Below are 18,052 nucleotides of genomic sequence, written 5' to 3'. Positions count from 1 at the left end.
TCAGTTCCCCTTTTCTATATCTCCAAACAAATAATCATTATATGCTTTCCTCACTTCCCGGCGGATCTTCCTGCTGATCAGCGAGGATGTTCCGTCTTTAAACTTACATAATTCTTTATCAATGCATAAAATAAAATCCAGGTTCACGATCAGTCCCCGTGAAATATTTAAAAGTCTCTTATCCTTAAGCTGATCCTGCACTTTTATTAAGGGAACAGGGATCCACTGAGGTTCTTTCTGTCCGCTTATGTACACATCAACCCCTTTGTTGCTGCTCTGCAGCTTCTGGATCCTGTGAATTGGAAATTTATAGATTCGTTCTCCTGCCTGTATCGTCAAAAAGCTGATAGGATTTTTTTTCTTTTCAGAATAACGAAGCAGCAGTTCTTCTATTTTTCTGGCAGTAACAGGTTTCAGTTGATAGTGGAGCGCATTCATGGAAAATGCCTCTGGCCCAAAATCACGGCATGAAGAAAAGAATGCGATTTCTGCATCCGGCAAAAGTTCTTGGATACACCTTGCCGTCTCAATCCCATCCAATTCATCCATTATAATATCTAAAATAATCAGGTCGTATATTTTTCCATTCCTGACAGCTGCCAGCAGCTTATCTCCGTTAAAAAAATATTCAACACTGCATTTCATTAAAAACTTGTTAATTGCTTTATCAAAACTGTCCTTGAACTGTAAAATATCACTTTTATCGTCCTCACATACTGCGATACGCGGCAATATGTTCAATGTATTCAACCCCTTTGTACTGTCAATTTTTCTTCTTTTAGGTCTTAATTATAAAAGAAATGATAGTCTATATAATAACCACTCAGTTAAATTTATATACCACTCAGTCGCATATGCTGTGTACAATCGCCAGTATTCGAACAAAAAAGAGCAGGAATAAACTCCTGCTCCTTCAGACTGCCAAATGTATAAAACAATAGGCAATCACCAGTAAATTGATGATTGCCTATTGTTTGAATGGCTCTTATTATACTAACTCGATCAGTACTTCTAAAGCACCGTCACCTTTACGCTGTGCGATCTTGACGATTCTTGTATACCCACCATTTCTGTCGGCATACTTCGGTGCATATTCATTGAATAATTTTTCTGTAAGATCAATGTTCTTTGTATTGGCTTTCTTACCGGCAAGCTCTGTCGGAACTTCCTTCACCGGATATAACACCTTTAACATCTGTCTTCTAGCATGAAGACGGGAAGGCATATCCTTTGTGATTTCTTTCTTTACTGTCTCATATACAGTAACTTTCTTTCCGTCTACAACTTCTTTGACACGTTTTCCGTCGCTGTCTTTCTTTGCCACTTTAGCATCAACAGTAACTGTCTCAAAGTTATCTTTTTCTCTGACTGCCATAGCAATCAGCTTTTCAGCGATCTTGCGGATCTCTTTTGCTTTTGCCTCAGTTGTAACGATTTTTCCTCTATATAAAAGATCTGTTACCTGTGAACGCAATAATGCTTTTCTCTGAGAAGATGTTCTTCCTAATTTTCTATACTTTGCCATTGTAATGACCTCCTGTGATTTTTCGCCATGCCTACTTCATACCTTCAGCCTAGGCGGGTCTTTTTCGTATCTTTTTATTCGTCACCTGAATTTAATGCCAATCCAAGTTCATTTAATTTTGCTAAAACTTCTTCCAATGACTTGCGTCCAAGATTGCGGACCTTCATCATATCTTCTGAAGTCTTGTTGGTCAGTTCTTCTACTGTATTGATACCTGCTCTCTTCAGGCAGTTATAAGAACGAACGGACAGTTCCAGTTCGTCAATGCTCATCTCCAGAACCTTCTCTTTTTCATCATCTTCCTTCTCTACCATAACTTCTGCAGTCTTGGCATTTTCGGAGAGATCTACAAAGAGGTTCAGGTGTTCGCACAATACTTTTGCAGCCAGGCTGACCGCCTCATCCGGTGAAAGTGTTCCGTTTGTAAAGACATCCAAAGTAAGCTTATCATAATCTGTCACCTGTCCTACACGGGTGTTTTCAACCTTTAAGTTCACACGCTCTACCGGAGTATAAATCGCATCTACTGCGATCTCATCAATAGAGTTGCCGTCCTTGTCTGCTTTGTCAGCACCCACATAACCACGGCCCTTTGTGATCGTAAGTTCCATATCCAGATGTGCATCATCTCCGCTTAATGTAGCGATGACCATATCAGGATTTAAGATCTCGATATCACTGTCAGCCTTGATGTCACCGGCAGTTACGACACCGCTTCCAGAGCATTCAATAAAGGCCTGTTTTGGTTCGTCTGTTGAACTGTTATTCTTAATCGCCAGGGATTTGATATTCATGATAATCTCAGGGACATCCTCTTTCACTCCCGGGACAGAACTGAACTCATGCAGCACACCCTTGATCTTTACAGCACTGACTGCAGCACCGGGCAGGGATGAGAGCATGATTCTTCTCAAAGAGTTCCCGAGCGTCGTTCCGTAGCCGCGCACTAACGGCTCGACTACAAAACGCCCAAAGCGGTTATCTTCAGAAATCTCACTAATCTCAATATTTGGCTTTTCAAATTCAAACATTTAAGCCCTCCTTCTGGGTTAGGAATTTGTTGAGGGTTATTACGATTACTTAGAATATAACTCGACGATCAGAGTCTCATTTACAGGAACGTCGATTTCTTCTCTTGTAGGAATTTCTTTTACAGTTCCGCTTAACGCTTCCTGGTTTGCTTCTAACCAAGAAGGTACCATTCTTCCGCCGGTCACTTCCAAAATTTCTTTGTATCTAGGAGAAGTCTTGTGATTTTCTTTGATCTCGATCACATCACCTACAGATACTCTGTAAGATGGAATGTTGACAGTTTTGCCGTTTACAAGCACATGCTTGTGGTCAACGATCTGTCTGCATTCTTTTCTTGTTCTTCCGAATCCAAGACGGAATAATACATTGTCAAGTCTCAGCTCCAGAAGTGTCATAAGGTTAACACCTGTCTGACCTTTCATTTTTTCAGCTTTTGCATAGTAATTTCTAAACGGTTTCTCTAAAACACCGTAGATGAACTTTGCTTTCTGTTTTTCACGAAGCTGAAGTCCGTATTCACTCTTTTTTCTGTTTCCTCTTGTTGAGGTTCTGTTAGACTTTTTGTCGATTCCTAAAAATACAGGATCGAGGCCTAAGGATCTACATCTTTTTAAGACTGGAGTTCTATCTATTGCCATCTTTCAAATTCCTCCTAATTAAACTCTTCTGCGTTTTGGTGGGCGACATCCGTTGTGAGGTACCGGTGTTACATCTTTAATGCTTGTAACTTCCAGACCAGCTGCTGATAAAGCACGAATTGCTGCTTCTCTTCCTGATCCCGGTCCTTTTACCATAACGTCCACTGTTTTTAAACCGTGTACTAATGCTGCTTTTGTTGCTGTCTCAGCAGCCATCTGTGCCGCATAAGGAGTAGATTTCTTGGATCCTCTGAATCCTAATCCACCTGCGCTGGCCCAAGAAAGAGCATTTCCCTGAGCATCAGTTAATGTAACGATTGTATTATTAAAAGATGACTGAATGTGTGCCTGTCCGTGCTGAACATTCTTTTTCACACGCTTTTTAGCCGCTTTTTTTGTAACTTTAGCCATAATTAACTCTTTACCTTTCTTTAAACTAAACCATATCCACTAAACAGCCAGAAAACCTGACAACCCAACGGGGCGTGTCATGTGTTCCTGTCCAAAGTATGTCATCAAACACTTGATGTTCAATAACTCTGCTGTTATTTCTTCTTGTTTGCAACAGTTTTCTTAGGACCTTTACATGTTCTGGCATTTGTCTTTGTCTTCTGTCCACGGCAAGGCAGTCCCTGTCTATGGCGTTTTCCTCTGTAAGATCCTATTTCTTTTAACCGCTTAATATTAAGAGCGATTTCTCTTCTTAAATCTCCCTCTACTGTCTGTGACTCAGAGACTACTTCGCTGATTCTGCGAACTTCATCATCTGTCAAATCACGTACACGAGTATCCGGGTTTACATTTGCTTCTGATAAAATACGCTTAGAGCTTGTAAGACCGATTCCATAAATATAGGTAAGTCCAATCTCCACACGTTTTTCTCTTGGTAAATCAACACCTGAAATACGAGCCATGTTTTTTCTTCCTCCAAAAATTATTCATTCTAATGTTATTCAGGGGCAATCCATATATCCGCGTACGGTGAAATGATATATATGTCTCTAGCCTGACTACGATTTTATCTATATAAATATCAGTATGAAAACTGCGTTCCATACTGCAGCCGCCTAAAAAAAGTATTACTGTATGGTACCTTGGATACAGTAATATAAACACACACAAAGAACAAAGATAGGAATCTTTGCTATCTTAACATAGTAATTATCCCTGTCTCTGTTTGTGCTTCGGATTCTCACAGATGACTCTGACAGATCCTTTTCTTCTAATTACCTTGCATTTTTCACACATAGGTTTTACAGATGCTCTAACTTTCACTTGTAATTCTCCTTTCCCAAAACGTTCGGATTCAATTATATCATCATGTTATTTAATTTTCAAGGCTTTTCTTATTTATCTCTCCAAATAATTCTTCCTTTTGACAGATCATACGGAGAAAGTGCAAGAGTTACCTTGTCACCAGGAAGGATTTTGATGTAATTCATTCTGAGCTTTCCGCTGATATGTGCTAAAATCACATGTCCTCCCTCGATCTCTACCTTGAACATTGCGTTCGGCAGTTTTTCCAATACAATTCCTTCTACTTCAATTGCTTCTGACTTCGCCATTTTTTCCGACTCCTTTTTCTACTTTGATAATGATAATAATTCGTAACCATCTTCGGTAATTAAAATTGTGTTTTCATAGTGGGCGGCAAGGCTTCCGTCTGCCGTCACTACAGTCCAGTCATCAGAAAGCCATTCGACTTCCCAGGTCCCAGCATTGACCATCGGCTCAACCGCCAGTGTCATCCCGGCTCTGAGCTTCATGCCTTTTCTCCGGCCTTTAAAGTTCGGGATCTGCGGGTCCTCATGGAGATGTGTTCCGATCCCATGGCCCACCAGATCTCTTACCACGGAATAGCCGTTTCTCTCGATGTGTCTTTGGATTGCCTCGGAAATGTCAAATAAATGATTCCCTTCTTTGGCAAACTTCATACCTTCAAAGAAGCTTTCCTTTGTGACCCGGATCAGGCGGGCTGCTTCATCCGAGATTTCTCCGACACCGTAAGTCCGTGCGGCATCAGAGTGGTATCCCTGATGGATGACCCCTGCATCCAGACTGACAATATCTCCGTCCTGTAAGATCCGGTCCTTTCTGGGAATTCCATGGACCACCTCGTCATTGACGGATACACAGATGGATGCGGGATAACCGTTATAATTCAGAAAAGAAGGAATACACCCGTATTCCCTTATGATCTTTTCCCCGAACTGGTCAATCTCTAAAGTAGAAATTCCCGGTCTGATAATCTCAGCCAGACGGTCATGAGTCTCCTCTAAGATCTTTCCGGCTTCTCTCATTAATTCGATTTCTCTTTTTGATTTGATCGTCACTGCCATCTTAATCTTATGCCTCTAAAATACTTTTAATCTCATCAAATACTACATCGATGTGTCTTGTGCCGTCAATCACATGGAGGCTGCCTGCTTCCTTATAGTGGGAAATAAGCGGTGCAGTCTGCTCATGGTATACATTGAGCCTTTTCTTTACTGTCTCTTCTTTGTCATCATCTCGGAGGATCAGCTCACCGCTGCATAAATCACAAATTCCTTCTGTTTTCGGAGGATTATATTTTACGTGGAAGATAGCACCGCATTCCTTGCAGGAACGTCTTCCGGACATCCGGTCGATGATGTTTTCATCCGGCACCTCGATATCCAGTGCAAAATCAATTTTCATATCTTTTGCAGCAAGGGCTGAATCCAATGCTTCTGCCTGAGGAATTGTCCTCGGGAATCCATCTAAAATGAAGCCTTTCCCGCAGTCATCCTTTTCAATCCTGTCAACCACAAGATCGACTACAAGCTCATCCGGAACCAGCAGTCCCTGGTCCATGTATTCTTTGGCTTTTTTGCCGAGTTCTGTTCCGTTTTTAATATTGGCCCTGAAAATATCTCCGGTTGAGATATGCGGAATACTGTACTGCTCAGCAATCTGCTTAGCCTGAGTTCCTTTTCCTGCTCCTGGAGCCCCCAACATAATAATCTTCATAATGAATCCTCCTTACATTATGTAATGCACAAATAAGCTGTAGAATTCCTACAGCTTATCGCACATTTAGTCATTTAAAAAACCAGTATAGTTTTGCACTAACAATTGAGATTTAATCTGCTTGATAGTCTCTAATATAACTCCAACCACGATAATGATGGAAGTTCCTCCAAAAGAAACCTGTGCACTAAATACACCGTTAAAGAAAAACGGAATGACTGCTACAATCGTTAATCCAGCTGCACCTATAAAAATAATATATTTTAAGATCTTGTTCAAATAATCCACTGTCGGTTTGCCCGGACGGATTCCCGGTACGAAACCTCCCTGTTTCTTCATGTTATTTGAAATTTCCAACGGATTAAATGTAATCGATGTATAGAAATAAGCAAAAATAACAACAAGAACAATGTAAACCAACAGTCCTAAGGACCTCTTCGGATGATTTGCATCAAACCATGTAGATGAACTTAAACTGTGCAGAACTTTTCCCATGAATCCATTGCTCTCATACTTAAACAGCTGCTGAATGATCAGCGGGAACTGCATGATGGATGAAGCAAAGATAATAGGGATAACTCCGGCTGTATTCACCTTCAGCGGGATATGGCTTGACTGGCCGCCGACCATTTTCCTTCCCTGAACTTTCTTAGAATACTGCACCGGAATATGACGCTCAGCATCTGAAAGGATGATAACAAACACAACAGTGAACAGCATAACAGCCGCAATCACACAGCCTGCAATAAGTGCCGGCCCGATCTGTTTTCCTTTCATGAACTGATTATAGAGTGCATAAAAATCTTTCGGCATTCCTGATACAATGTTGATTAACAGGATGATTGAAATACCGTTTCCAATACCATTTTCCGTGATACGTTCACCGAGCCACATGACAAGGATAGCACCTGCTGTCAGGGCAATAATCATCGTCACAATGGTAAAGTTGGTGTGTTCAGGACCCAGCGCACCGCTGCGGCTGAATCCGATCGTCATGCCCGCAGACTCAATAAGCCCCAGCACAACCGTCACGTATCTCGTGATCTTAGCAATTTTCTTTCTTCCATCTTCGCCGTCCTTCTGCATTTCTTCTAATGCAGGGATGGCGATTGTCATCAGCTGCATGATGATGGAAGATGTAATATAAGGCGTAACACTCAAAGCAAATACTGACATCTGCAAAAAGGATCCGCCGGTGAAAGAGTTCAGGAGATTGAATGAATCTCCTAAAGTACTCTTCAAATAAGCAGTCACCTGGGCAGTATCGATTCCTGGAATCGGCAGTTGTGACCCGAAGCGCACGACGATCAGAACGAGCACCGTGAACGCAAGCTTTTTCCTTAGTTCTTTGTTTTTAAACGCATTTGTCAATGCATTCGCCATACTAAATCACCTCGGCTTTTCCTCCAAGAGCTTCGATCTTTTCTTTTGCCCCTGCACTGAAAGCATTTGCTTTTACTGTAAGTTTCTTTGTCAGTTCTCCACTGCCTAAAATTTTAACTCCATCTTTCGGATTAGAAACGATTCCTGCTTCCATTAAAGTTTCTACAGAAACCTCTGCTCCGTCTTCAAATCTTTCTAATGCTGATACGTTGATTCCAATGATCTGTTTTGAGTTAATGCAAGTGAAGCCTCTCTTTGGAATACGTCTGTATAAAGGCATCTGTCCGCCTTCAAATCCCGGTCTTACTCCGCCGCCGGAACGGGCTTTCTGTCCTTTATGTCCTTTACCTGCAGTTTTTCCATTTCCTGAACCATGTCCGCGACCTCTTCTGAAGTTATCGCTGTGCTTAGATCCGTCTGCAGGGCGTAAGTTTGATAATTCCATCCTTCGCACCTCCTAATCTACAATTAAATTTCTTCTACTTTTACTAAATGCTGAACCTGATGAATCATTCCTCTGACACTTGCGTTATCCGGCATTTCGACAGTCTTGTTTAACTTTTTAAGTCCTAAAGCTTCCACTGTCTTTCTATGCTTTGGAATGGCACCGATTGTAGATTTTACTAAAGTAATTTTTAATTTATCTGCCATTTTAATGTTCCTCCTAACCTAAGAGCTCTTCTACAGATTTTCCGCGAAGCTTTGCTACTTCTTCTGGAGTTTTTAAATTCTTTAAGCCTTCGATCGTTGCCAAAACAACATTCTGCTTGTTGTTGGAACCTAAAGACTTGGAACGGATATTTTTGTATCCTGCAAGCTCCAATACGTCACGGGAAGGACCTCCTGCGATGATTCCTGTACCTTCCGGAGATGTCTTTAATAATACAGATGCACTTCCGAATTTACCTGTGAAATCATGTGGTGTACTTCCTTTTTCGTCAATCGGTACTTCTACTAATTTCTTAGCAGCCGCTTCTCTTCCTTTGCGGATCGCTTCTGGAATTTCCATTGCTTTTCCTAATCCTGCACCAACGTGTCCGTTCTTGTCTCCAACGACAACTAATGCTGCGAATCTGAAATTACGTCCACCTTTTACTACCTTGGTAACACGTTTGATAGATACAACTTTTTCTTCCAGCTCTAACTGGCTAGGGTCGATCATTGTACGCTTCATTTGATTTCCTCCTGTTAGAATTTAAGACCAGCTTCACGTGCTGCGTCTGCTAATGCTTTAATTTTTCCCTGATAAATAAATCCGCCTCTGTCAAAAACAACGGTGGAGATGCCTTTTGCAGCTGCTCTCTCAGCAATCACTTTTCCTAAGTGAGCTGCCGCTGCCACATCGTCAGTCTTCTCTAATTCAGCTTTTACGTCTTTCTGTAAAGTGGATGCTGATACCAAAGTATTTCCAACGGTGTCATCAATGATCTGAGCGTACATATGATTATTGCTTCTGAATACGCTTAAACGCGGTTTTTCCGCTGTTCCGCTAATATGATTACGAAGCTTTAAATGTTTTTTCACACGAACTTTGCTTCTTGACTGTTTTTTAATCATCCTATCTCACTCCTTTACTTCGCACCAGTCTTACCGACTTTACGTCTGATAACTTCATCAGCATACTTAATACCTTTGCCTTTGTAAGGTTCAGGTTTTCTTAATTCTCTGATTTCCGCAGCGTATTGTCCAACTTTTTCTTTATCAATACCTTTAACGATAATGATATTCTGACCATCCATTTCAGTTTCGATTCCTTCTGGATCTGTCATTGCTACCGGATGTGAAAAACCAAGGTTAAAAGTGATCTCTTTTCCTTTTTTGGAAGCTCTGTAACCAACACCGTTGATTTCAAGCTTCTTTTCATATCCCTGAGACACTCCAGTCACCATGTTGGCGATCAAAGATCTTGTCAATCCGTGTAAGGATTTCATCTTCTTTAAGTCATTCGGTCTGGATACCACGATCTGGTTGTCTTCTAATTTAATTTCCATTTCCACCGGAAGATTCTTTTCCAGTGTTCCTTTAGGACCTTTTACAGTCACTTTGTTTCCTTCTTCAATCTTAACCTCAACTCCCTGAGGGACATCGATTGGTAATCTACCTATACGAGACATAGGTTACCTCCTTAAATTGTCGGAAAGGACTATGCGTCCTTTCTGTTTTCAGAATTCGTTTTATTATAAAGTATATAGATTTAAAATAATTTAAATTCAAGTTAAAAATTTGTTTGAAGCTAGCGCAAGCCTTTTGTAAGGAAGTTCGGTTCACTAAATTCGGCCTTCGCCTGCGGCTCGCCCTCATTAAGTTCCTCCGAACGGCTTTCGCACTAACCTCAGCTCTCGCTTGCACTCGGCTTCGCTAAGTGCTCAATGCCTACCATACAAACGCAAGTACTTCTCCGCCTACGTGTTCTTTTCTTGCTTCTTTGTCTGTAAGAACACCTTTGTTTGTTGAAATAATCGCTACTCCAAGTCCGCCTAATACTTTAGGAAGTTCTTCTGAGTTTGCATATACACGAAGTCCCGGCTTAGAGATTCTCTTAAGACCTGTGATGATCTTTTCATTTTTGTCCTGTCCGTACTTTAATGTAACGACGATGTTGTTATATGCACCTTCTTCTTTGATGTCGAAAGATTTGATGAAACCTTCTTTTAAAAGGATTTCAGCAATTGCAACCTTCATCTTAGAAGCAGGAATTTCTACGGTATCATGTTTCGCAGTGTTTGCATTACGGATTCTTGTAAGCATATCTGCAATCGGATCGCTCATTGTCATTGTTTGTTCCTCCTTCCCTATTCTTACCAGCTGGCCTTTTTCACGCCTGGAATCTGTCCTTTGTACGCTAACTCACGGAAGCAGATTCTGCAGATTCCGTATTTTCTTAAGTAAGCATGTGGACGTCCACAAATCCTACAACGGCTATATTCTCTTGTTGAAAACTTTTGTTTTCTCTGTTGCTTTAATACCATTGACTTTCTAGCCATGGGAACCCTCCTAACTATTTCTTAAACGGCATACCAAATAAGGTTAATAATTCACGAGCTTCTTCGTCTGTGTTGGCTGTTGTAACGAAAATAACATCCATACCTCTGACTTTATCCACTTTATCGTATTCGATTTCCGGGAAAATTAACTGTTCTTTGATTCCTAATGCGTAGTTTCCTCTTCCATCAAAAGAGTTCTGGCTTACACCTCTGAAGTCACGTACACGAGGCAGTGCCAGGTTGATCAGACGATCAGCAAACTCATACATTCTTTCGCCTCTTAATGTAACCTTACATCCAATCGGCATTCCTTCTCTTAATTTAAAGTTTGCAACAGATTTTCTTGCTTTGGTCACGATTGCTTTCTGTCCAGAGATCATTTCAAGATCTGCAACAGCAGCATCTAAAAGCTTTTTGTTTTCTTTTGCTTCACCAACGCCCATGTTGATAACGATTTTCTCGAGCTTTGGTACCTGCATAATATTTTTATATCCGAATTTCTTCATCATGGCATCCATGACTTCATTGGTATACTGTTCTTTTAATCTACTCAACTGTCCGAAACCTCCTCTCTTTATTAATCAATCACTTCTCCGCTTGCCTTGGCAACACGGACTTTTTTACCATCTTCTACTTTGTAACCGATCTTTGTAGCTTTTCCGTTATGCACGAACATCACGTTGGAAACATGGATCGGGCCTTCCTCTGTCACAATTCCGCCCTGCTGGTTCTGTACGCTAGGTTTTGTATGTTTTGTAAGCATATTAGCACCTTCAACGATAACAGTATTCTTCTTGTGGTCGATTGCAACAACTTTGCCTTCTTTACCCTTATCTTTTCCAGCGATGACTTTTACAAGATCGCCTTTTTTAATTCTAATTCCTGACACAGTGTTTCCTCCTTATAATACTTCTGGTGCTAATGAAACAATCTTCATGAATTTTTTGTCTCTGAGCTCTCTTGCCACTGGTCCAAAGATACGAGTTCCTCTCGGGTTCATATCCTCTTTGATAATAACTGCAGCGTTCTCATCAAATCTAATATAAGATCCGTCTTTACGGCGGGCACCTTTTTTCGTACGAACAACAACGGCTCTTACTACATCACCTTTTTTTACAACGCCACCTGGTGTTGCATCTTTGACCGTAGCTACAATAACATCGCCGATGTTAGCATATCTTCTAGTGGATCCACCTAACACTCTGATGCAAAGGATTTCTTTTGCTCCAGTGTTGTCAGCCACTCTAAGTCTTGACTCCTGTTGAATCATGCTGTTTCTCCTTTCCTAATGGAACAATCCTATTTCGCTTTTTCGACTACTTCCACAAGTCTCCATCTCTTATCCTTAGAAAGAGGTCTTGTTTCCATAACTTTAACTCTGTCTCCGATACGGCATTCATTATTTTCGTCATGAGCTTTTAACTTGTAAGTTCTCTTTACGATTTTCTTATATAATGGATGTTTTACATTATCTTCGATTGCAACTACGATTGTCTTATCCATTTTGTCACTTACAACTTTACCCATACGGGTTTTTCTTAAATTTCTTTCCACAACAAATTCCTCCTTTCGATTTAAGCGTTAGCCTTTGCTGTAATCGCTCCCTGGATACGAGCGATGTTTCTTCTAACTTCTTTGATTCTGCTTGTGTTCTCAAGTTGATTTGTTGCATTCTGGAATCTTAAGTTGAATAATTCTTTTTTCGCAGCTACTAGCTCTTTGTTTAATTCATCGATAGATTTATTATTTAACTCTTTTACAAATTCTTTAGTTTTCACTGTTGTCACCGCCTTCTAAAGCTTCACGAGAAACAATTTTACACTTAACAGGTAGTTTATGAACAGCAAGACGTAAAGCTTCTCTTGCGACTTCTTCGCTTACACCAGAAATCTCAAACATAACACGTCCCGGTTTTACAACTGCTACCCAGTATTCCAAGTTACCTTTACCTTTACCCATTCGAGTTTCAGCAGGCTGTGCTGTCACTGGCTTATCAGGGAAAATCTTAATCCATACTTTACCACCACGTTTGATGTAACGGGTCATAGCGACACGGGCTGCCTCGATCTGGTTGGATCTGATCCAAGCCGGCTCTGTTGCCACAATACCGAATTCTCCGTAAGTGATTTTATTACCGCGTGTTGCTTTTCCGCGCATGCTTCCGCGGAACTGTTTACGGCGTTTTACTCTCTTAGGCATTAACATTATTTATTTCCCCCTTCCTGCTTTTCTTTCGTCGGAAGAACTTCACCATGGTAGATCCAAGTCTTAACTCCGACTTTACCATAAGTTGTGTCTGCTTCAGCAAATCCATAATCGATGTCTGCACGGAGTGTCTGCAGAGGAATTGTTCCCTCGCTGTAGAATTCTGTACGGGCCATATCAGCTCCGCCTAAACGTCCGGATACGGATGTTTTGATTCCCTGTGCTCCGGATCTCATCGTTCTCTGCATGCAGGATTTCATAGCTCTTCTGAAAGAGATACGGTTCTCTAACTGCTGTGCGATATTTTCTGCAACTAACTGTGCGTCTTTGTCCGGTCTTTTTACTTCTTTTACGTCGATCAGCAGCTTCTTGTCTGTCATCTTCTGAAGTTCTTTCTTAAGCTCTTCAATGGCAGATCCGCCTTTTCCGATTACTACTCCAGGTTTTGCTGTATAGACGATTAATTTTACTCTGTCGGAAGCTCTTTCGATTTCGATTCTGGAAATTCCGGCATTGTATAATTTTTTCTTCACATATTTTCTGATCTTATCATCTTCAACCAGGTTATCTGCAAAATCGCTTTCTGCATACCATCTGGAATCCCAGTCTTTGATAATACCAACTCTTAAACCATGAGGATTAACTTTCTGTCCCATTATTGCCTCCTTCTATCTTTCGTCAAGCACAACAGTAATATGGCTCATACGGTGTTCGATTCTGTATGCCCTTCCCTGTGCCCGAGGTTTAACTCTTTTCATTGTTGGTCCTTTGTTTGCATAACATTCTGCAACATAAAGGTCTTCCGGATTCATTCCATTATTATTTTCTGCATTGGCAATTGCAGACTTTAATAATTTTTCAATTAAACTTGATGCGTATCTTGGGTTATATAATAAGATACCAAGTGCTTCCTGAACGCTCTTTCCTCTGATCGCATCCAATACGAAACATGCCTTTGTAACTGATACTCTGGCGTTGGATAAGGTAGCGCTAGGTCTCGTATCTTTTTGTGCATTTCTTTCTTTTTTGTACTGAGATCTGCTGTATTTCTTAGCCATGGATTGTGAAACCTCCTTCCATTCCTCTATCGATTATCTAATTCCTGATTTTTTCTCTGCTTTTGTATGACCACGGAATGTTCTTGTCGCAACAAACTCTCCGAGCTTGTGTCCGACCATATCCTCTGTTACATATACAGGCACATGCTTTCTTCCGTCATGTACAGCAATTGTATGCCCTACAAAGGAAGGGAAAATTGTGGAACGGCGGGACCATGTCTTAATAACATTTTTGTCTCCAGCTTCGTTCATTGCATCAACTTTTTTTAATAAGCTTGCATCCGCAAATGGTCCTTTTTTCAGTGAGCGAGCCATAAGTTACCTCCTTAAACTATTTAACGTTTTTACCGTCTCTTCTTCTAATGATCATCTTGTTAGACTGTTTATGTTTCTTACGTGTCTTCAAACCAAGTGCCGGTTTACCCCAAGGTGTACATGGACCCGGACGGCCGATTCCAGTCTTACCTTCACCACCACCGTGAGGATGGTCATTAGGGTTCATAACAGAACCGCGGACTGTAGGACGGAATCCCATATGGCGTTTACGTCCCGCTTTACCGATGTTTACGAGGTCATGTTCGATGTTTCCAACCTGGCCGATGGTAGCTCTGCACACAACAGGCACCATTCTCATCTCGCCTGACGGAAGACGAAGGGTTGCATACTTTCCTTCTTTCGCCATAAGCTGAGCGGAGTTACCTGCAGAACGAACTAACTGTCCGCCTTTTCCAGGATACATCTCAATATTGTGGATTTCTGTACCAACCGGAATGTTTGCCAGAGGTAAGCAGTTTCCAACTTTGATTTCAGCATCCGGACCGTTCATAACTGTAGCGCCTACAGCTAATTTGTTCGGAGCAATGATATAAGCTTTTTCACCATCTGCATATGTTAATAATGCGATGTTGGCTGTTCTGTTCGGATCGTATTCAATGGCTGTTACTGTTGCCGGAATACCATCTTTTCTTCTCTTGAAGTCGATGATTCTATATTTTCTTCTGACTCCGCCTCCGCGGTGTCTTACTGTAATTTTACCCTGATTATTACGGCCGGCTGTCTTCTTTAAGGAAGTTGTCAGAGATTTTTCAGGAGTAGTCTTTGTAACTTCTGTAAAATCTAACCCGGTCATATGTCTTCTGGAAGGTGTATATGGGTTATATGTCTTGATTCCCATGTCTTTCTCCTTTCAATTCCAATTTAATATCACGCTTTTGTTGCGTATAGCTTCTGTAATAAGGGAGTTACACTCGACTAGCGCTCAACTTTCGCCCAAGCTCGGTTTCGCTGAGTCTCGGTAACGGCTTTCGCACTAAGTTCATGCTGCGCTTCTGCTTGCATTCTCTAAGTGCTCAATGCCTATAACCCCTCGAAGATCTCGATATCTGCGCTTTCTTCTGTTAACTGTACGATCGCTTTCTTTGTCTTAGCGGTCTTACCAAAAGTCATTCCACGTCTCTTTGTCTTTCCGTCGTAGTTCATTGTGTTGACTTTTGCAACCTTTGTTCCTTCGAACATTTTTTCCACTGCTTCTTTAATCTGAGATTTTGTTGCAGATGGATGAACTAAGAAAGTGTATTTTTTCTCTGCCATTGCATTCATACTTTTTTCAGTTACAATCGGCTTTAAAATAACGTCATAATATTTGATGTCTGCCATTATGCGTACACCTCCTCGATATTTGCTACCGCTTCTTTAGAAACAACAACTGTATCATACTTTAAGATATCATACACGTTGATTGTGCTTGTAAGAGCAGTTTTTACTCCAGGAATGTTTCTTGCGGATAAGATTAAGTTATCGTTCTTATCTCCCATGACAACCAATGCTTTTTTTACATTTAAGTTGTTTAACATGTTTGCAACATTCTTTGTCTTTACATCGTCAAATTTGAACTCATCTACTACGATGAACTTATTTTCATTTACTCTTGATGTTAAAGCGGATTTCAGAGCCAGTCTTCTTTCCTTCTTGTTTAACTTCTTAGAGTATTCTCTTGGTTTCGGAGCAAATACAACTCCTCCGCCTGTCCACTGCGGAGCTCTGATAGATCCCTGTCTTGCATGACCGGTACCTTTCTGTCTCCAAGGTTTTCTTCCGCCGCCGCGTACTTCTGAACGTGTCTTCGCGCTCTGTGTACCCTGACGGTTATTTGCTAACTGGCTTACAACTGCCAAATGCACTAAATGCTCATTTATTTCAACACCGAAGATGCTGTCGTTAAGATTTAATTTCTCAACTTCATTTCCTTCCATGTTTAACACAGATACTTCTGCCATCTGTTTGTCCTCCTTCCCTAGGCCTACGCCTTCACTGATTCTTTTAACATTACTAAAGATTTCTTAGGCCCTGGTACAGCACCTTTTACCAAAATAATGTTGTTTTCTGCATCAACCTTTACAATTTCCAGATTCTGAATGGTAACTCTTTCAGCACCCATCTGACCAGGCATTTTCTTTCCTTTGAAAACTTTGCTTGGGTCAGAAGCCATACCATTGGAACCTGCATGACGGTGATACTTAGAACCATGTGTCTTAGGACCAGTACTTAAACCGTGACGTTTGATACCGCCTGCATATCCTTTACCTTTGGATGTTGCAGTTGCATCGATTTTATCTCCTGCTTCAAAAATGTCAGCTTTGATTTCCTGACCTACTGTGTATTCAGAAGCATTTTCAAATTTAAATTCTCTAACGAATTTTTTCGGTGTAACACCTGCTTTTTCGAAGTGTCCCTTTTCCGGTTTGTTTGCAGCCTTTTCTTTCTTGTCTGCAAATCCAACCTGAACTGCTTCGTAGCCATCATTTTCTTCTGTCTTTACCTGAGTAACGACACAAGGCCCAGCCTGCAGTACAGTAACCGGCGTTAAAACTCCGTCTTCATTAAAGATCTGAGTCATTCCGACTTTTGTTGTTAAAATCGCTTTTTTCATTGATATTTCCTCCTATTTAATCTACAGCGGATTATAACGCTTGACGTTAAAATCATCCTAGACGCTATGAAAGCTTAAGGGGATTCCTTATTTGTTCATAACCCTGCGGGATAACTTCCTATTTTGTTTTCATCTTGATATCGATGTAAACACCAGCCGGTACTTCTAATTTAGATAACGCATCGACTGTCTTCTGTGTTGGTGTGATGATATCAATCAATCTCTTGTGAGTTCTCTGCTCGAACTGCTCTCTGGAATCTTTGTACTTGTGTACGGCACGGATGATGGTAACTACTTCCTTCTTCGTCGGCATCGGAACCGGTCCGCTCACCTTAGATCCTGTTTTCTTAACTGTTTCGATGATACTCTTTGCTGATGCATCGATTAATTGATGATCATACGCTTTTAATGTAATTCTCATTACTTGACTTGCTGCCATAAAAAAAGCCGCCTCCTTTTCGCACTATAAATTTCTTGTAGCACGACAAGTGGTGACTGTACACTCCTCCGTGTGTATCGTAAGATTTACACACTGCGTCTCTATCTTTAAATAATAAAAATAGATTGTAATATTCGTACAGTGACTTGTCGCCAGTTTTAACAACTTGACATTCGCTCCACGGAAAACCTGCGCCGGCTTTTGCCGGTACAGCAACCTCTCGCTTCACCGCTATCAAGGTCACAACGATTTGATTATATCTTATCTTCTGCTCTATTGCAAGGTATTTTTATGTTTTTTTCGGAAAACAACAAATTCAGTATATTATATAGAAGAAACACGATTCTTTGTCAGATCCAGTTTGTCCGAATCTCATCTCTCAGCTCCCGGAACATACCAGCATACCGTTCTTTTGTATTCTTTACGATATCCATGGCAATGGCCTGGTTGTATGCATGTGCAACATTATTGCGTGATACCAGGGCGTCCAGCCAGACTTCTTGATCTTCTATCAGTTTTACACTGTAAGCCAGTTTTATAATACTTCGGGGTGAGCCCGCAGCCGCTTCTTTTATTCCATTTTCATATAAAACTTCTTTCATTGCTTTCCACGACTGCTCAAAGCATATTTCATACAGCGCTACCAGCCCAATAAGAACAACATTATCATAAGGTTCTTCATACTTATAGATGTCTTCCAGATTGTCCATTGCTTTACAGAAGTTTTCAAACTTTTTCATAGATCACGATCCCTTCCTCAATCGTATCCCCGCCATACACCGCCAGATCAATATCACTTCTTTTCATTATATCCATGCATTCTATTCCTATTTACATTCTTTTTTATAAATGTAGCATATATAGTGGG

Annotated in this window: 33 protein-coding genes; all 33 read right to left on the bottom strand. The window is 40.9% G+C overall.

Annotated features, from left to right (window positions below):
* The 33 genes from KH180_RS11065 to KH180_RS10905 all read right to left on the bottom strand — a co-directional run bounded on the left by KH180_RS11065 (window position 1) and on the right by KH180_RS10905 (window position 17,924).
* The gene (locus tag KH180_RS11065) at window positions 1-741 is read right to left on the bottom strand and encodes a response regulator transcription factor (RefSeq protein ID WP_290760228.1); all 741 of its coding nucleotides are present in this window, start codon (window positions 739-741) and stop codon (window positions 1-3) included.
* Window positions 742-988: 247 nt separating this feature from the next.
* Window positions 989-1,525, bottom strand: a complete 537-nt coding sequence (locus KH180_RS11060) for a bL17 family ribosomal protein (RefSeq protein ID WP_290760226.1) — start codon at window positions 1,523-1,525, stop codon at window positions 989-991.
* A gap of 74 nt (window positions 1,526-1,599) precedes the next feature.
* The gene (locus KH180_RS11055; protein WP_137329845.1) at window positions 1,600-2,556 is read right to left on the bottom strand and encodes a DNA-directed RNA polymerase subunit alpha; all 957 of its coding nucleotides are present in this window, start codon (window positions 2,554-2,556) and stop codon (window positions 1,600-1,602) included.
* Between the two features lie 45 nt (window positions 2,557-2,601).
* Entirely contained in the window at window positions 2,602-3,195 is a 594-nt protein-coding gene (gene rpsD / locus KH180_RS11050) for a 30S ribosomal protein S4 (RefSeq protein ID WP_290760223.1), read from the bottom strand.
* A gap of 18 nt (window positions 3,196-3,213) precedes the next feature.
* Complete coding sequence (gene rpsK, locus KH180_RS11045) at window positions 3,214-3,606, bottom strand: 30S ribosomal protein S11 (RefSeq protein ID WP_006568510.1); 393 nt, start codon at window positions 3,604-3,606, stop codon at window positions 3,214-3,216.
* Between the two features lie 134 nt (window positions 3,607-3,740).
* Window positions 3,741-4,109, bottom strand: coding sequence for a 30S ribosomal protein S13 (gene rpsM, locus KH180_RS11040; RefSeq protein WP_137329848.1), 369 nt, complete (start codon window positions 4,107-4,109; stop codon window positions 3,741-3,743).
* 247 nt (window positions 4,110-4,356) lie between these two features.
* The gene (gene rpmJ / locus KH180_RS11035) at window positions 4,357-4,470 is read right to left on the bottom strand and encodes a 50S ribosomal protein L36 (protein WP_024729360.1); all 114 of its coding nucleotides are present in this window, start codon (window positions 4,468-4,470) and stop codon (window positions 4,357-4,359) included.
* A 71-nt stretch (window positions 4,471-4,541) separates the two neighbouring features.
* On the bottom strand, window positions 4,542-4,760 hold the full coding sequence (infA, locus tag KH180_RS11030; protein ID WP_006568508.1) for a translation initiation factor IF-1: 219 nt from the start codon (window positions 4,758-4,760) through the stop codon (window positions 4,542-4,544).
* Window positions 4,761-4,778: 18 nt separating this feature from the next.
* Window positions 4,779-5,534 carry a type I methionyl aminopeptidase gene (gene map / locus KH180_RS11025; RefSeq protein ID WP_290760216.1) on the bottom strand — a complete coding sequence of 252 codons (756 nt, stop codon included), beginning with the start codon at window positions 5,532-5,534 and terminating at the stop codon, window positions 4,779-4,781.
* A 7-nt stretch (window positions 5,535-5,541) separates the two neighbouring features.
* Window positions 5,542-6,186 carry an adenylate kinase gene (locus tag KH180_RS11020; RefSeq protein ID WP_290760215.1) on the bottom strand — a complete coding sequence of 215 codons (645 nt, stop codon included), beginning with the start codon at window positions 6,184-6,186 and terminating at the stop codon, window positions 5,542-5,544.
* A gap of 66 nt (window positions 6,187-6,252) precedes the next feature.
* Entirely contained in the window at window positions 6,253-7,569 is a 1,317-nt protein-coding gene (secY, locus tag KH180_RS11015; RefSeq protein WP_290760214.1) for a preprotein translocase subunit SecY, read from the bottom strand.
* A gap of 1 nt (window position 7,570) precedes the next feature.
* Entirely contained in the window at window positions 7,571-8,014 is a 444-nt protein-coding gene (gene rplO, locus KH180_RS11010) for a 50S ribosomal protein L15 (protein WP_290760213.1), read from the bottom strand.
* 23 nt (window positions 8,015-8,037) lie between these two features.
* Complete coding sequence (rpmD, locus tag KH180_RS11005; protein WP_009289941.1) at window positions 8,038-8,220, bottom strand: 50S ribosomal protein L30; 183 nt, start codon at window positions 8,218-8,220, stop codon at window positions 8,038-8,040.
* A 13-nt stretch (window positions 8,221-8,233) separates the two neighbouring features.
* Window positions 8,234-8,743: a 30S ribosomal protein S5 gene (rpsE, locus tag KH180_RS11000; RefSeq protein ID WP_006568502.1), complete on the bottom strand. Its 510-nt coding sequence runs from the start codon at window positions 8,741-8,743 to the stop codon at window positions 8,234-8,236.
* Between the two features lie 14 nt (window positions 8,744-8,757).
* Complete coding sequence (rplR, locus tag KH180_RS10995; RefSeq protein ID WP_290760212.1) at window positions 8,758-9,126, bottom strand: 50S ribosomal protein L18; 369 nt, start codon at window positions 9,124-9,126, stop codon at window positions 8,758-8,760.
* 14 nt (window positions 9,127-9,140) lie between these two features.
* Window positions 9,141-9,683: a 50S ribosomal protein L6 gene (rplF, locus tag KH180_RS10990; protein ID WP_290760211.1), complete on the bottom strand. Its 543-nt coding sequence runs from the start codon at window positions 9,681-9,683 to the stop codon at window positions 9,141-9,143.
* Between the two features lie 259 nt (window positions 9,684-9,942).
* Window positions 9,943-10,344, bottom strand: coding sequence for a 30S ribosomal protein S8 (gene rpsH, locus KH180_RS10985; RefSeq protein ID WP_290760210.1), 402 nt, complete (start codon window positions 10,342-10,344; stop codon window positions 9,943-9,945).
* Between the two features lie 23 nt (window positions 10,345-10,367).
* A complete protein-coding gene (locus KH180_RS10980; RefSeq protein WP_006568498.1) occupies window positions 10,368-10,553 on the bottom strand; it encodes a type Z 30S ribosomal protein S14 in 186 nt (61 codons plus the stop codon).
* A gap of 14 nt (window positions 10,554-10,567) precedes the next feature.
* On the bottom strand, window positions 10,568-11,107 hold the full coding sequence (gene rplE, locus KH180_RS10975) for a 50S ribosomal protein L5 (protein WP_290760209.1): 540 nt from the start codon (window positions 11,105-11,107) through the stop codon (window positions 10,568-10,570).
* A 23-nt stretch (window positions 11,108-11,130) separates the two neighbouring features.
* Entirely contained in the window at window positions 11,131-11,442 is a 312-nt protein-coding gene (gene rplX, locus KH180_RS10970; protein ID WP_290760207.1) for a 50S ribosomal protein L24, read from the bottom strand.
* A 12-nt stretch (window positions 11,443-11,454) separates the two neighbouring features.
* Window positions 11,455-11,823 carry a 50S ribosomal protein L14 gene (rplN, locus tag KH180_RS10965; RefSeq protein WP_137329857.1) on the bottom strand — a complete coding sequence of 123 codons (369 nt, stop codon included), beginning with the start codon at window positions 11,821-11,823 and terminating at the stop codon, window positions 11,455-11,457.
* Window positions 11,824-11,852: 29 nt separating this feature from the next.
* Complete coding sequence (gene rpsQ, locus KH180_RS10960; RefSeq protein WP_290760205.1) at window positions 11,853-12,107, bottom strand: 30S ribosomal protein S17; 255 nt, start codon at window positions 12,105-12,107, stop codon at window positions 11,853-11,855.
* Window positions 12,108-12,127: 20 nt separating this feature from the next.
* Complete coding sequence (rpmC, locus tag KH180_RS10955) at window positions 12,128-12,331, bottom strand: 50S ribosomal protein L29 (RefSeq protein ID WP_006568493.1); 204 nt, start codon at window positions 12,329-12,331, stop codon at window positions 12,128-12,130.
* Window positions 12,321-12,758 (bottom strand): 50S ribosomal protein L16, encoded by a 438-nt coding sequence (gene rplP, locus KH180_RS10950; protein WP_006568492.1) that lies wholly within the window; start codon window positions 12,756-12,758, stop codon window positions 12,321-12,323. Before rplP ends, rpmC begins: the two co-directional genes overlap by 11 nt.
* Complete coding sequence (rpsC, locus tag KH180_RS10945) at window positions 12,758-13,414, bottom strand: 30S ribosomal protein S3 (RefSeq protein ID WP_137329858.1); 657 nt, start codon at window positions 13,412-13,414, stop codon at window positions 12,758-12,760. The genes rplP and rpsC overlap by 1 nt, the downstream gene beginning before the upstream one ends.
* A 12-nt stretch (window positions 13,415-13,426) precedes the next feature.
* The gene (rplV, locus tag KH180_RS10940; RefSeq protein WP_137329859.1) at window positions 13,427-13,816 is read right to left on the bottom strand and encodes a 50S ribosomal protein L22; all 390 of its coding nucleotides are present in this window, start codon (window positions 13,814-13,816) and stop codon (window positions 13,427-13,429) included.
* A 33-nt stretch (window positions 13,817-13,849) separates the two neighbouring features.
* The gene (gene rpsS, locus KH180_RS10935; RefSeq protein ID WP_137329860.1) at window positions 13,850-14,131 is read right to left on the bottom strand and encodes a 30S ribosomal protein S19; all 282 of its coding nucleotides are present in this window, start codon (window positions 14,129-14,131) and stop codon (window positions 13,850-13,852) included.
* Between the two features lie 16 nt (window positions 14,132-14,147).
* Window positions 14,148-14,990, bottom strand: coding sequence for a 50S ribosomal protein L2 (gene rplB, locus KH180_RS10930; RefSeq protein WP_290760199.1), 843 nt, complete (start codon window positions 14,988-14,990; stop codon window positions 14,148-14,150).
* 182 nt (window positions 14,991-15,172) lie between these two features.
* Entirely contained in the window at window positions 15,173-15,472 is a 300-nt protein-coding gene (gene rplW / locus KH180_RS10925; RefSeq protein ID WP_137329862.1) for a 50S ribosomal protein L23, read from the bottom strand.
* Window positions 15,472-16,092 carry a 50S ribosomal protein L4 gene (gene rplD, locus KH180_RS10920; protein WP_290760195.1) on the bottom strand — a complete coding sequence of 207 codons (621 nt, stop codon included), beginning with the start codon at window positions 16,090-16,092 and terminating at the stop codon, window positions 15,472-15,474. Before rplD ends, rplW begins: the two co-directional genes overlap by 1 nt.
* Window positions 16,093-16,115: 23 nt before the next feature.
* The gene (gene rplC, locus KH180_RS10915; protein ID WP_290760193.1) at window positions 16,116-16,745 is read right to left on the bottom strand and encodes a 50S ribosomal protein L3; all 630 of its coding nucleotides are present in this window, start codon (window positions 16,743-16,745) and stop codon (window positions 16,116-16,118) included.
* 118 nt (window positions 16,746-16,863) lie between these two features.
* The gene (gene rpsJ / locus KH180_RS10910; RefSeq protein WP_009289945.1) at window positions 16,864-17,184 is read right to left on the bottom strand and encodes a 30S ribosomal protein S10; all 321 of its coding nucleotides are present in this window, start codon (window positions 17,182-17,184) and stop codon (window positions 16,864-16,866) included.
* A 350-nt stretch (window positions 17,185-17,534) separates the two neighbouring features.
* Entirely contained in the window at window positions 17,535-17,924 is a 390-nt protein-coding gene (locus KH180_RS10905) for an HI0074 family nucleotidyltransferase substrate-binding subunit (protein WP_290760190.1), read from the bottom strand.
* Window positions 17,925-18,052: the final 128 nt, after the last annotated feature.

The sequence above is a fragment of the Anaerostipes sp. genome, from assembly GCF_018381315.1.
Lineage (GTDB): Bacteria > Bacillota > Clostridia > Lachnospirales > Lachnospiraceae > Anaerostipes.
The sequence above is the reverse complement of the archived record's forward strand: the minus strand, read 5'-3'. Positions and strand labels throughout refer to the sequence as shown.